The organism is Pseudomonas sp. P106(2024) (assembly GCF_057480815.1).
The window spans coordinates 610717-622899 of record NZ_JBLIYU010000001.1; the positions used below are offsets into that span (position 1 = coordinate 610717).

The following is a 12183-nucleotide window of genomic DNA, read 5'->3' on the forward strand; positions in this document are numbered from 1 at the left end:
TTCACTCCCGATGGTCGTGGGTCTGGGTGATACGGCCTTGTTCCACGTGGAACAAGGCGACTGGCGTTTCCGTCTGCCAGCCTTCCCTCAGAAATTCGTGGTCTACACAGGTGATGAACACCTGGCAGTTCAATTCTTCAAGCAAGCGGCACAGGGCGCGGCGATGCTGCTCGTCCAACTCGGACGGCAGGTCGTCCACCAGATAAATACACTGGCCCCGACGAACCTGGCTGACCAGATGTCCCTGGGCAATGCGCAAGGCGCAGACCACCAGCTTCTGCTGCCCCCGCGAGAGGATGTCGGCCGCGTTGTTCGCGCCCAATCGCAGGCGCAGATCGGCACGTTGTGGCCCGGCCTGGGTATGGCCCATCTGCTGATCGCGAAGGAGAGAGGTTGCGAGGACTTCGTTGAGTTCCCGGTCCTTGTCCCAACCTCGGTAGTAGCTCAGGGTCAGCCCGTCCAGTTCGACCAGCTCGCTCAGGGTACGCTCGAAGACAGGCTTCAAGGCCTTGATGTAGTTGCGACGGTATTCATCTATTTCCGCACTGGCGAGACATAGCTCCCGATCCCAGGCGGCTTGCGAAACGGCATCAAGTGTACCATGCCGCAGCCATGAGTTCCGCTGCCGCAGGGCCTTCTGCAGGCGCTGCCAGGTCGCCATGAAGCGAGGTTCCACGTGGAACACGCCCCAATCGAGGAACTGCCGGCGCACCTTGGGCGCACCTTCGAGCAGGCGGAAACTGTCCGGATTGATCAGTTGCAGGGGCAGCATCTCGGCCAGTTGCGCGGCGCTGCGCGCATTCTGTCCGTCGATACGAATGGTGAAATCACCCTGCCGCTCCCGTGAAACACCCAGGTTGCTGGTACCGCCTTCGGCCAGTTCGACCTGACCGAACACGGTGCAGGTCGGCTGCTCGTACTGAATCACCGGGTTCAACCGGGTGCTGCGGAACGAACGGGCGAGCCCCAGCAGGTGCACGGCTTCGAGCACGCTGGTCTTGCCGCTGCCGTTGGCGCCGTAAAGGATGTTGATGCGGGGGGAGGGTGAAAGGGTCACCGGGTGCAGATTGCGCACCGCGGTGACCGAGAGACGTCGAAGGGACATGTCGCCTGCTATGGGTTACAGACGCATCGGCATGACAACGTAGGACGAATCGTCATTGCCGGCTTCCTGCAACAGGGCGCTGCTATTGGAGTCGGACAGAATCAGGCGAACCTGTTCGGTGGTCATGACGCCCAGCACATCCAGCAGGTAGCTGACGTTGAAACCGATCTCCAGCGAGCTGCCCTTGTAGTCGACGCTGATCTCTTCTTCCGCTTCTTCCTGTTCCGGGTTGTTGGCCTGGATCTTCAGCTGGCCGGCGGCCAGTTGCAGACGGATGCCGCGGTACTTCTCGTTGGACAGGATCGCGGTACGGCTGAACGCCTCGCGCAGCGCCTGGCGATCACCGATCACCAGCTTGTCGCCGCCCTTGGGCAGGACACGCTCGTAGTCCGGGAACTTGCCGTCGACCAGCTTGGAGGTGAAGGTGAACTCACCGGTGGTGGCGCGAATGTGATGCTGGCCCAGGACGATGCTGACCATGCCTTCCGGATCGGTGAGCAGGCGCGCCAGCTCGAGGATACCCTTGCGTGGCACGATGACCTGGTGACGGTCAGCCTGACCGATCGGTGCCTGCATGGCGCACAGCGCCAGACGGTGACCGTCGGTGGCGACGGCGCGCAGGGTATCGGTGGACACTTCCAGCAGCATGCCGTTGAGGTAGTAGCGCACATCCTGCTGGGCCATGGCGAAGCTGGTCCGCTCGATCAGGCGGCGCAGCTTACTCTGTTCCAGGTTGCAGGTCAGCGAGCCCGGGCCTTCTTCCACGGTAGGGAAGTCGTTGGCCGGCAGGGTGGACAGGGTGAAACGGCTGCGGCCGGCCTTGACCAGCAGCTTCTGCTCGTCGACCTTGATGTCGACCAGCACATCGCTGGGCAGGCTCTTGCAGATGTCCATCAGCTTGCGCGCCGGAACGGTGATCTCGCCCGGCTCCGCAGGCTCTTCCAGCTGGACGCGGCCAACCAGTTCGACTTCCAGGTCGGTACCGGTCAACGACAGTTGCTGGCCTTGCACGACCAGCAGGACGTTGGACAGGACCGGCAAGGTCTGGCGGCGCTCGACGACGCCTGCGACCAGTTGCAGGGGTTTCAACAGGGCTTCGCGTTGAATGGTGAAATGCATGGTCTAGTCCCTTGCCTTCAATTAGCTGCGCTGACGGCCATCAGGTCGTCAGCGTGCGCAGCAGGTTCTTGTAGTCCTCGCGGATGTCCGCGTCGGATTCCTTCAATTCGTTGATCTTGCGGCAGGCGTGCAGCACGGTGGTGTGGTCGCGGCCGCCGAACATGTCGCCGATCTCCGGCAGGCTGTGGTTGGTAAGCTCTTTCGACAAGGCCATGGCTACCTGGCGTGGACGCGCCACGGAGCGCGACCGTCGCTTGGACAGCAGATCGGAGATCTTGATCTTGTAGTACTCGGCCACGGTGCGCTGGATGTTATCCACACTGACCAGCTTGTCCTGCAGCGCCAGCAGATCCTTGAGCGATTCTCGGATCAGCTCGATGGTGATGTCGCGGCCCATGAAGTGCGAGTGGGCGATCACCCGCTTCAGGGCGCCTTCAAGCTCACGCACGTTGGAACGGATCCGCTGGGCGATGAAGAACGCGGCATCGTGCGGCAGCTCGACCTTGGCCTGGTCGGCCTTCTTCATCAGGATCGCCACGCGGGTTTCCAGCTCCGGCGGCTCGACGGCCACCGTCAGGCCCCAGCCGAAGCGGGACTTCAGGCGCTCTTCCAGGCCTTCGATTTCCTTCGGGTAGCGGTCGCTGGTGAGGATCACCTGCTGGCCGCCCTCGAGCAGGGCGTTGAAGGTATGGAAAAACTCTTCCTGGGAACGCTCCTTGCGGGCAAAGAACTGGATGTCATCGATCAGCAACGCATCGACCGAACGGTAGAAACGTTTGAATTCGTTGATCGCGTTCAGCTGCAGCGCCTTGACCATGTCGGCGACGAAGCGCTCCGAATGCAGGTAGACCACCTTGGCATTCGGGTTCTTCTTCAGCAGGTGGTTACCCACAGCGTGCATCAAGTGTGTCTTACCCAGGCCGACGCCACCATAAAGGAACAGTGGGTTGTAGCCGTGCTTGGGGTTGTCGGCCACCTGCCATGCCGCGGCGCGAGCCAGTTGGTTCGACTTGCCTTCGACGAAGGTTTCGAAGGTGAAGGTGCGGTTCAGGTAGCTGGTGTGCTTCAGGGCACCCTCGACCTGCACCGTGCGCTGCTCGGTGCGACCGCTGGCAACCGGAGCGCTCGCGATCTCGGCCATGCTGTCGAAGCTGTCACGCGAAGAGGGTTCCTCGACTTCGGCCACCTGCGCCGGCTCCACCACAGGTGCGCTGACAGGCTCGAGTGCAGGCGCCGCCTGCTGTACCTGCGCCTGTTGCGCGAGGGTTGCCGCAACGGCGGCACTGACAGGGGCGTTGGGTGCGGCACGGGCTGCGGAACTGCGCCGGCTGCCTATTAATAAGGAAAGGGCAGGTGCGATACCGCTGCCCTGTTCACCCAGCAGTTCGAGCAGGCGGCCAAGGTACTTTTCATTGACCCAGTCGAGCACGAAGCGGTTGGGCGCATAGACGCGCAACTCGTCGCCTTCGGCTTCGACCTGTAGCGGACGGATCCAGGTGTTGAATTGCTGGGCAGGCAGCTCATCGCGCAGAAGCTCCACGCACTGCTGCCAAAGTTCCACTGACACGGATATCCCCTGAGTTGAAAGCCGGATGAGGCAAAAACAAACCGCCATTGTACCGGGCGGGCGATCAGTTATCCACACGTGACGCCACCCACTATCAGGGTAAATCCGCCAAAAAACGACTTGAATACCCTTCGGCCACTGTTGATAAGCCCTGTGGATAACGACACATGAGGGCTATGCACAACCCTGGGTTCTGGGCTGTGGATAAATCACCTGTGGATAAAGCGCCTTTTCCCGCACAGGTTTTCCTCATGCGGGACACAGACAGAACACTCCTTACCGACAAGGTTGTGATTTTCTGTACAGTACGTCAATCGTGGCCTTGAGAAGGTTATCCACAGAAGGTTATCCACCTAAGATCTATAAGTTCTTCAGAAAAGCTTTTTATATGCCTCTTCTGTTTTTTTGATTTGCCCGCTTTCAGGTTAGCAAGGTCAACAGGATGCCCATCGACCTGGCTCGACCTTCCATAAGGAAAGGCTGGTTGGAAATTGACCTATCGGCTTGCTTTCTCTAGAATCGCCGATCTCTTAAAAAGGGGGCCCTTCCGGCCCGTTGTCGACCAACCCAGGTAACACGCCATGAAACGTACTTTCCAACCAAGCACCATCAAGCGCGCCCGCACCCACGGTTTCCGTGCCCGTATGGCCACCAAGAACGGCCGTGCCGTTCTGTCGCGTCGCCGTGCCAAAGGCCGTAAGCGTCTGGCCATTTGATTTTTCGGTACAGGTGGTGAGTCAGGACTTCAGTCGGGACAAGCGACTGCTTACACCCCGGCATTTCAAAGCGGTCTTCGACTCCCCAACCGGCAAGGTTCCAGGGAAAAACCTGCTTATCCTTGCCCGCGAGAACGGTCTCGATCATCCACGCCTCGGCCTGGTGATCGGCAAGAAGAGCGTCAAGCTCGCCGTTCAACGCAATCGCCTGAAACGCCTGATGCGCGATTCGTTCCGCCTGAACCAGCAGATGTTGGCCGGGTTGGATATCGTGATCGTTGCACGCAAGGGGTTGGGCGAAGTGGAAAACCCAGAATTGCACCAACACTTTGGCAAGCTCTGGAAGCGACTGGTCCGCAGTCGGCCCTCTCCAGCGGTCGCCGATTCCGCAGGGGTAGACAGTCACAATGCGTAAACTGGCCCTCGTTCCGATCCAGTTCTACCGTTACGCCATCAGTCCACTGATGGCCAGTCACTGTCGTTTCTATCCCAGCTGTTCCTGTTACGCCTATGAAGCCATCGAAAACCATGGCCTCTTGCGTGGTGGGTGGCTGGCCGTTCGTCGCCTGGGGCGTTGTCATCCGTGGAACGACGGCGGTTTCGATCCCGTTCCACCTGCTCCTTCCTCCCGAACTTCTTCGATAGCCGAGTAATCATGGATATTAAACGCACGATCCTGATCGTCGCCCTGGCAATCGTGTCCTATGTCATGGTCCTCAAGTGGAACCAGGACTATGGCCAGGCTGCCCTGCCGACTCAGAATGCTGCTGCCAGCAATGCTGCCCCGGCCCTGCCGGACACCGTGCCGGCCGGCAACGCCGGTGCCAGCGCCGATGTGCCGAGCGCCAATGCTGAATCCAGCCCTGCTGAACTGGCGCCGGTCGCGGTCAGCAAGGACCTGATCCGGATCAAGACCGATGTCCTGGACCTGGCTATCGACCCGGTCGGTGGTGACATCGTCCAGCTGAACCTGCCGAAGTACCCACGTCGCCAGGACCATCCGGACATTCCGTTCCAGCTGTTCGACAACGGCGGCGAGCGCGTGTACCTGGCCCAGAGCGGCCTGACCGGCACCAACGGCCCGGACGCCCGCGCCACTGGTCGCCCGCTGTACGCCGCGCAGCAGAAGAGCTTCCAGCTTGCCGACGGTCAGGACCAGATGGTCGTGGACCTGAAGTTCAGCGAGAACGGGATCAACTACATCAAGCGCTTCAGCTTCAAGCGCGGTGAGTACGACCTGACCGTCAGCTACCTGATCGACAACCAGAGCGGCCAGGCCTGGAGCGGCAACATGTTTGCCCAGCTCAAGCGCGACGCCAGCTCCGACCCGTCGTCGAGCACCGCGACCGGTACGGCCACCTACCTGGGCGCCGCCCTGTGGACAGCTTCCGAGCCGTACAAGAAAGTGTCGATGAAAGACATCGACAAAGGCAGTTTGAAAGAAAATGTGACCGGCGGCTGGGTCGCCTGGCTGCAGCACTACTTCGTGACCGCCTGGATTCCGAGCAAATCGGACAACAACGCTGTCCAGACCCGCAAGGACAGCCAGGGCAACTACATCATCGGCTACACCGGCCCTGCGCTTAACGTCCCTGCCGGCGGCAAGGTCGAAACCAGCGCCATGCTGTATGCAGGTCCGAAAATCCAGTCCAAGCTCAAGGAACTGTCCCCAGGCCTGGAACTGACCGTCGACTACGGTTTCCTGTGGTTCATCGCCCAGCCGATCTTCTGGCTGCTGCAACATATCCACAGCCTGCTCGGCAACTGGGGCTGGTCGATCATCGTCCTGACCATGCTGATCAAAGGCCTGTTCTTCCCGCTGTCGGCCGCCAGCTACCGCTCGATGGCGCGCATGCGTGCCGTGGCGCCGAAACTGGCTCAGCTCAAGGAACGCTTCGGTGACGATCGCCAGAAGATGTCCCAGGCGATGATGGAGCTGTACAAGAAAGAGAAGATCAACCCGCTGGGCGGCTGCCTGCCGATCCTGGTACAGATGCCGGTGTTCCTGGCCCTGTACTGGGTACTGCTGGAAAGCGTAGAGATGCGCCAGGCTCCGTGGATGCTGTGGATCACCGACCTGTCGATCAAGGATCCGTTCTTCATCCTGCCGATCATCATGGGCGCTACCATGTTCATCCAGCAGCGTCTGAACCCGACCCCGCCGGATCCGATGCAGGCCAAGGTGATGAAAATGATGCCGATCATCTTCACCTTCTTCTTCCTGTGGTTCCCGGCCGGTCTGGTGCTGTATTGGGTTGTGAACAACTGCCTGTCGATTGCACAGCAGTGGTACATCACCCGCAGCATCGAGGCAGCGACCAAGAAAGCTGCCGCTTGACGGGCAAGCCTGTTTGCCTGTGAATAAAAACGCCCCCTAGTGGGGCGTTTTTGCTATCTGACGAATTCGTTGTAGAGGCTTTCGAGCATGAACACTGTGCGTGAAACCATCGCTGCCATCGCCACCGCCCAAGGCCGCGGCGGGGTCGGCATTGTCCGTTTGTCCGGGCCGTTGGCCAGCCAGGCCGGGCAGGCCATTACCGGCCGCACGCTGACCCCGCGCCATGCCCACTATGGCCCGTTCCGCGATGCCGATGGCCTGGTCCTGGACGAAGGCATCGCGCTGTTCTTCCCCGGGCCGAACTCGTTCACCGGCGAAGACGTGCTCGAGCTGCAGGGCCACGGGGGACCGGTGGTCATGGACATGCTGCTGCAGCGTTGCCTGCAGTTGGGCTGCCGGTTGGCACGCCCGGGCGAGTTCAGCGAGCGTGCGTTTCTCAACGACAAGCTCGACCTGGCCCAGGCCGAAGCCATCGCTGACCTGATCGAAGCCAGCTCCACGCAAGCTGCCCGTAATGCCCTGCGCTCGTTGCAGGGGGCTTTCTCCAAGCGCGTGCATGGGCTGACCGAGGCGCTGATTGCCTTGCGCATCTACGTCGAGGCGGCGATCGACTTCCCTGAGGAAGAAATCGACTTTCTCGCCGACGGCCATGTGCTGCGCATGCTCGATGATGTGCGCAACGAGTTGTCCACAGTGCAGCGTGAAGCCGGGCAGGGTGCCCTGTTGCGCGACGGCATGACGGTGGTCATCGCCGGCCGGCCGAACGCCGGCAAATCTAGCCTGCTCAACCAGCTGGCCGGACGCGAGGCGGCGATCGTCACCGATATCGCCGGCACCACCCGGGATATTCTGCGCGAACATATCCACATCGATGGCATGCCGCTGCATGTGGTCGACACCGCCGGTCTGCGCGATACCGATGACCATGTGGAAAAGATCGGGGTGGAAAGGGCGCTCAAGGCCATCGGCGAGGCTGACCGGGTGCTGCTGGTCGTCGACTCGACCGCGCCGGAAGCCAGTGACCCCTTTGCGCTGTGGCCGGAGTTCCTGGACCAACGGCCAGATGTGGCAAAAGTCACGCTCATCCGTAACAAGGCCGACTTGAGCGGTGAGCATGTCGGCATGGAGCAGAGTGACGATGGCCACGTAACCATTACCCTGAGTGCCCGCGAAGACGACATGGGGCTGGATCTGCTGCGTGACCACCTCAAGGCCTGCATGGGGTATGAACAGACCGCGGAGAGCAGCTTCAGCGCCCGTCGCCGACACCTGGAAGCGCTGCGCCAGGCCAGCGAGCACCTGGAGCATGGTCGGGCACAACTGACCCTGGCTGGCGCCGGAGAGCTGCTGGCAGAGGATCTGCGCCAGGCACAGCAAGCGTTGGGTGAAATCACCGGGGCGTTCAGTTCGGACGACCTGCTTGGCAGGATTTTCTCGAGCTTCTGCATCGGCAAATAGTCCACAGCCCTTCGATAACAAGGCCGCTTCTGTCTGGAGCGGCTTTTTTTTGCCTGTGATTCGGGTAGGGCGAGAGCCGGCTTGGTCTGTGGTATCTGTAGGCCCGCCGCCCAAGCCGTCATCCACAGATGAGATTTCAGGCCCAGGAGCTCTGTGGAAAACTCGCCATCAGCTCCGTTGATAACTGGCCTTTTTTTCTGAGGACAAACCCGCCTGTGGGTAATCGACACTTTAATCCACAGCTTACACGCCGTTATCCAGAACCCCCAAGCCTACTACACCACAGGGTTATGATTCCGGCAAAGCCACGCAGTGAAAGGGCTTAGGTAACTTATCCACATGTGGATAGGTGCCTAAACATAAACATAAAAACAAAGCTTTTTTAAATTTTTCCTTTTTGTTTTCTTTTACCTGCCACTCATCCACAGCCTGCTCATTTTTTGCTCAGAAGGTTTCTTTGAAGGGCGGTAAGTCCCTATACTTGTCCGCTTACCTTCTCTATTCGCAAAAACAGGCACGAGGTGCGTGGTGGATTTCCCTTCCCGTTTTGAAGTGATCGTCATCGGCGGCGGCCATGCCGGTACCGAGGCTGCGCTTGCGTCCGCACGCATGGGTGTGAAAACCCTGCTGCTGACCCACAACGTGGAAACCCTCGGTCACATGAGTTGCAACCCGGCCATCGGCGGCATCGGCAAGAGCCACCTGGTCAAGGAAATCGATGCGCTCGGCGGCGCCATGGCGTTGGCCACCGACAAGAGCGGCATCCAGTTCCGCATCCTGAACAACCGCAAGGGGCCGGCCGTGCGCGCCACCCGTGCGCAGGCCGACCGCGCCATCTACAAGGCGGTGGTGCGCGAAATCCTGGAAAACCAGCCGAACCTGTGGATATTCCAGCAGTCGTGCGATGACCTGATCGTCGAGCAGGACCAGGTCAAGGGCGTGGTCACGCAAATGGGTCTGCGCTTTTTCGCTGACTCCGTGGTCCTGACCAGCGGCACCTTCCTCGGCGGACTTATCCACATCGGTCTGCAGAACTACTCCGGTGGCCGCGCCGGTGATCCGCCCGCCAACGCCCTGGCCCAGCGCATGCGTGAACTGCCGCTTCGCGTCGGTCGCCTGAAGACCGGCACACCGCCGCGCATCGATGGCCGTTCGGTGGACTTCTCGGTGATGACCGAGCAGCCGGGCGACACGCCGATCCCGGTAATGTCGTTCATGGGCAATGCCGACATGCATCCGCGCCAGGTCAGTTGCTGGATTACCCACACCAATGCCCGTACCCACGAGATCATCGCCTCGAACCTCGACCGTTCGCCGATGTACTCCGGCGTGATCGAAGGCATCGGCCCGCGCTACTGCCCGTCGATCGAGGACAAGATCCATCGCTTCGCCGACAAGGAAAGCCACCAGGTGTTCATCGAGCCGGAAGGCCTGACCACCCACGAGCTGTATCCCAACGGTATTTCCACCTCGCTGCCGTTCGACGTGCAACTGGACATCGTTCGCTCGATCCGCGGCATGGAAAACGCCCACATCGTCCGCCCGGGCTATGCCATCGAGTACGACTACTTCGACCCGCGCGACTTGAAGTACAGCCTCGAGACCAAGGTCATCGGCGGCCTGTTCTTCGCCGGCCAGATCAATGGCACCACCGGTTACGAAGAGGCCGGCGCCCAGGGCCTGCTGGCCGGGACCAACGCCGCGCTGCGTGCCCAGGGCCGTGAAAGCTGGTGCCCGCGCCGCGACGAAGCCTACATCGGTGTGCTGGTCGACGACCTGATCACCCTGGGGACCCAGGAGCCGTACCGCATGTTCACCTCGCGCGCCGAATACCGGCTGATCCTGCGCGAAGACAACGCAGACCTGCGCCTGACCGAGAAAGGCCGCGAGCTGGGCCTGGTCGACGACCAGCGCTGGGCCGCGTTCTGCGCCAAGCGCGAAGGCATCGAGCGCGAGGAACAACGCCTGAAGAGCACCTGGGTCCGCCCGGGCACGCCGCAGGGCCAGGCCATTGTGGATAAGTTCGGCACGCCGCTGGCCCACGAATACAGCCTGCTCAACCTGCTCGCCCGTCCGGAAGTCGACTACGCTGGCTTGATCGAGGCGACCGGCGGTGAAGTGATCGATCCACAGGTCGCCGAACAGGTCGAGATCAAGACCAAGTACGCCGGCTACATCGACCGCCAACAGGAAGAGATCGCCCGTCTGCGCGCCAGCGAAGACACGCGCCTGCCTGTGGATATCGACTACACCACGATTTCCGGCCTGTCCAAGGAGATCCAGGGCAAGCTCGGGCAGACCCGCCCGCAGACCCTGGGCCAGGCGTCGCGCATTCCAGGCGTCACCCCGGCGGCGATTTCCCTGTTGCTGATTCACTTGAAAAAACGCGGCGCAGGCCGCGAATTGGAGCAAAGCGCTTGAGTTCCCTGGTCACCCCGCAACACGCCGAAGAGTTGTCCACAGGTGCGCGCCAGCTCGGTGTCGAGCTGAGCGCGCAGCAGCACGAGTCGCTGCTGGGCTACCTGGCCCTGTTGATCAAATGGAACAAGGCCTACAACCTGACCGCCGTGCGCGACCCGGACGAGATGGTCTCGCGCCATCTGCTCGACAGCCTGAGCGTCATGCCGTTTATCCACAATGACACCCAGCGCTGGCTGGATGTCGGCAGCGGCGGCGGCATGCCGGGCATTCCGCTGGCCATCCTGCATCCGCATAAGCAGGTAACGGTGCTGGACAGCAACGGCAAGAAGACCCGCTTCCTGACCCAGGTGAAGATGGAACTGAAACTGGACAACCTCACGGTTATCCACAGCCGGGTGGAAGAGGTCCAGCCCGAGCAGCCGTTCTGCGGGATCATTTCCCGGGCCTTCAGCAGCATGGAGAATTTCACCAACTGGACCCGCCACCTGGGTGACGCCCGCACGCAATGGCTTGCAATGAAGGGGCTGCATCCTGCCGACGAACTGGTAGCATTGCCCGCAGACTTCACAGTGGAAAGCGAGCAGGCCCTGACCGTTCCAGGTTGCCAGGGCCAGCGCCATCTGCTGATACTGCGCCGCAAGGCATGACTGGGAACACACGCAACAATGGCTAAGGTATTCGCAATCGCGAACCAGAAGGGTGGCGTGGGCAAGACCACCACCTGCATCAATCTCGCCGCATCGCTGGCCGCGACCAAGCGTCGCGTGCTGCTGATCGACCTCGATCCACAGGGCAACGCCACCATGGGCAGCGGTGTGGATAAACACGAGCTCGAGCACTCGGTGTACGACCTGCTGATCGGGGAATGCGACCTGGCCCAGGCCATGCACTATTCCGAGCACGGCAACTTCCAGTTGCTGCCGGCCAACCGCGACCTCACCGCCGCGGAAGTCGTGCTGCTCGAGATGCAGATGAAGGAGAGCCGCCTGCGCAACGCGCTGGCGCCGATCCGCGAGAACTACGACTACATCCTCATCGACTGCCCGCCGTCGCTGTCGATGCTGACGCTCAACGCCCTGGTCGCCTCCGATGGCGTGATCATCCCCATGCAGTGCGAGTACTACGCGCTGGAAGGGCTCAGCGACCTTGTGGATAACATCAAGCGCATCGCCGCCCGGCTGAACCCGGAGCTGAAGATCGAAGGCCTGTTGCGGACCATGTACGACCCGCGCCTGAGCCTGAACAACGATGTTTCGGCGCAGCTCAAGGAACACTTCGGCGATCAGCTGTACGACACGGTGATTCCACGCAACATCCGCCTGGCCGAGGCGCCGAGCTTCGGCATGCCGGCCCTGGCCTACGACAAGCAATCCCGCGGCGCGCTCGCCTATCTGGCGCTGGCCGGGGAACTGGTCCGCCGTCAACGCCGTCCATCACGCACTGCACAAACAACTTAAGG

Annotated in this window: 11 protein-coding genes; 8 read left to right on the plus strand and 3 right to left on the minus strand. The window is 61.2% G+C overall.

From position 1 onward, the window contains the following. Position 1: 1 nt before the first annotated feature. Genes recF through dnaA form a run of 3 tightly spaced genes read right to left on the minus strand, consistent with a single transcriptional unit; the run spans position 2 to position 3791 of the window. Positions 2 to 1105, minus strand: a complete 1104-nt coding sequence (gene recF, locus AC25M7_RS02795; RefSeq protein WP_028690032.1) for a DNA replication/repair protein RecF — start codon at positions 1103 to 1105, stop codon at positions 2 to 4. A gap of 15 nt (positions 1106 to 1120) precedes the next feature. Next, complete coding sequence (gene dnaN / locus AC25M7_RS02800) at positions 1121 to 2224, minus strand: DNA polymerase III subunit beta (protein WP_486970715.1); 1104 nt, start codon at positions 2222 to 2224, stop codon at positions 1121 to 1123. A 40-nt stretch (positions 2225 to 2264) separates the two neighbouring features. Further along, complete coding sequence (dnaA, locus tag AC25M7_RS02805; protein WP_062360044.1) at positions 2265 to 3791, minus strand: chromosomal replication initiator protein DnaA; 1527 nt, start codon at positions 3789 to 3791, stop codon at positions 2265 to 2267. Positions 3792 to 4372: 581 nt separating this feature from the next. Between dnaA and rpmH the strand changes: the two genes are divergently transcribed. The 8 genes from rpmH to AC25M7_RS02845 all read left to right on the plus strand — a co-directional run bounded on the left by rpmH (position 4373) and on the right by AC25M7_RS02845 (position 12181). After that, positions 4373 to 4507 (plus strand): 50S ribosomal protein L34, encoded by a 135-nt coding sequence (gene rpmH / locus AC25M7_RS02810; protein ID WP_003253163.1) that lies wholly within the window; start codon positions 4373 to 4375, stop codon positions 4505 to 4507. 13 nt (positions 4508 to 4520) lie between these two features. Further along, a complete protein-coding gene (gene rnpA / locus AC25M7_RS02815; RefSeq protein WP_011536515.1) occupies positions 4521 to 4922 on the plus strand; it encodes a ribonuclease P protein component in 402 nt (133 codons plus the stop codon). Next, the gene (gene yidD, locus AC25M7_RS02820) at positions 4915 to 5160 is read left to right on the plus strand and encodes a membrane protein insertion efficiency factor YidD (protein WP_011536514.1); all 246 of its coding nucleotides are present in this window, start codon (positions 4915 to 4917) and stop codon (positions 5158 to 5160) included. Before rnpA ends, yidD begins: the two co-directional genes overlap by 8 nt. Before the next feature lie 2 nt (positions 5161 to 5162). Beyond that, a complete protein-coding gene (yidC, locus tag AC25M7_RS02825) occupies positions 5163 to 6845 on the plus strand; it encodes a membrane protein insertase YidC (protein WP_486970716.1) in 1683 nt (560 codons plus the stop codon). An 87-nt stretch (positions 6846 to 6932) separates the two neighbouring features. Next, positions 6933 to 8303, plus strand: a complete 1371-nt coding sequence (gene mnmE, locus AC25M7_RS02830; RefSeq protein WP_028690027.1) for a tRNA uridine-5-carboxymethylaminomethyl(34) synthesis GTPase MnmE — start codon at positions 6933 to 6935, stop codon at positions 8301 to 8303. Between the two features lie 528 nt (positions 8304 to 8831). Next, positions 8832 to 10724: a tRNA uridine-5-carboxymethylaminomethyl(34) synthesis enzyme MnmG gene (gene mnmG / locus AC25M7_RS02835; protein WP_062360049.1), complete on the plus strand. Its 1893-nt coding sequence runs from the start codon at positions 8832 to 8834 to the stop codon at positions 10722 to 10724. Further along, positions 10721 to 11371 (plus strand): 16S rRNA (guanine(527)-N(7))-methyltransferase RsmG, encoded by a 651-nt coding sequence (gene rsmG, locus AC25M7_RS02840; protein ID WP_062360051.1) that lies wholly within the window; start codon positions 10721 to 10723, stop codon positions 11369 to 11371. The genes mnmG and rsmG overlap by 4 nt, the downstream gene beginning before the upstream one ends. Before the next feature lie 18 nt (positions 11372 to 11389). Continuing rightward, on the plus strand, positions 11390 to 12181 hold the full coding sequence (locus tag AC25M7_RS02845) for a ParA family protein (protein ID WP_028690024.1): 792 nt from the start codon (positions 11390 to 11392) through the stop codon (positions 12179 to 12181). Positions 12182 to 12183 lie beyond the last annotated feature (2 nt).

What these genes read in the sequence shown, in the direction of transcription:
- recF (WP_028690032.1), bottom strand. Translation starts at nt 1,105, where the DNA reads ATGTCCCTTCGACGTCTCTCGGTCACCGCGGTGCGCAATCTGCACCCG.
- dnaN (WP_486970715.1), bottom strand. Translation starts at nt 2,224, where the DNA reads ATGCATTTCACCATTCAACGCGAAGCCCTGTTGAAACCCCTGCAACTG.
- rpmH (WP_003253163.1), top strand. Translation starts at nt 4,373, where the DNA reads ATGAAACGTACTTTCCAACCAAGCACCATCAAGCGCGCCCGCACCCAC.
- yidD (WP_011536514.1), top strand. Translation starts at nt 4,915, where the DNA reads ATGCGTAAACTGGCCCTCGTTCCGATCCAGTTCTACCGTTACGCCATC.
- yidC (WP_486970716.1), top strand. Translation starts at nt 5,163, where the DNA reads ATGGATATTAAACGCACGATCCTGATCGTCGCCCTGGCAATCGTGTCC.
- mnmE (WP_028690027.1), top strand. Translation starts at nt 6,933, where the DNA reads ATGAACACTGTGCGTGAAACCATCGCTGCCATCGCCACCGCCCAAGGC.
- AC25M7_RS02845 (WP_028690024.1), top strand. Translation starts at nt 11,390, where the DNA reads ATGGCTAAGGTATTCGCAATCGCGAACCAGAAGGGTGGCGTGGGCAAG.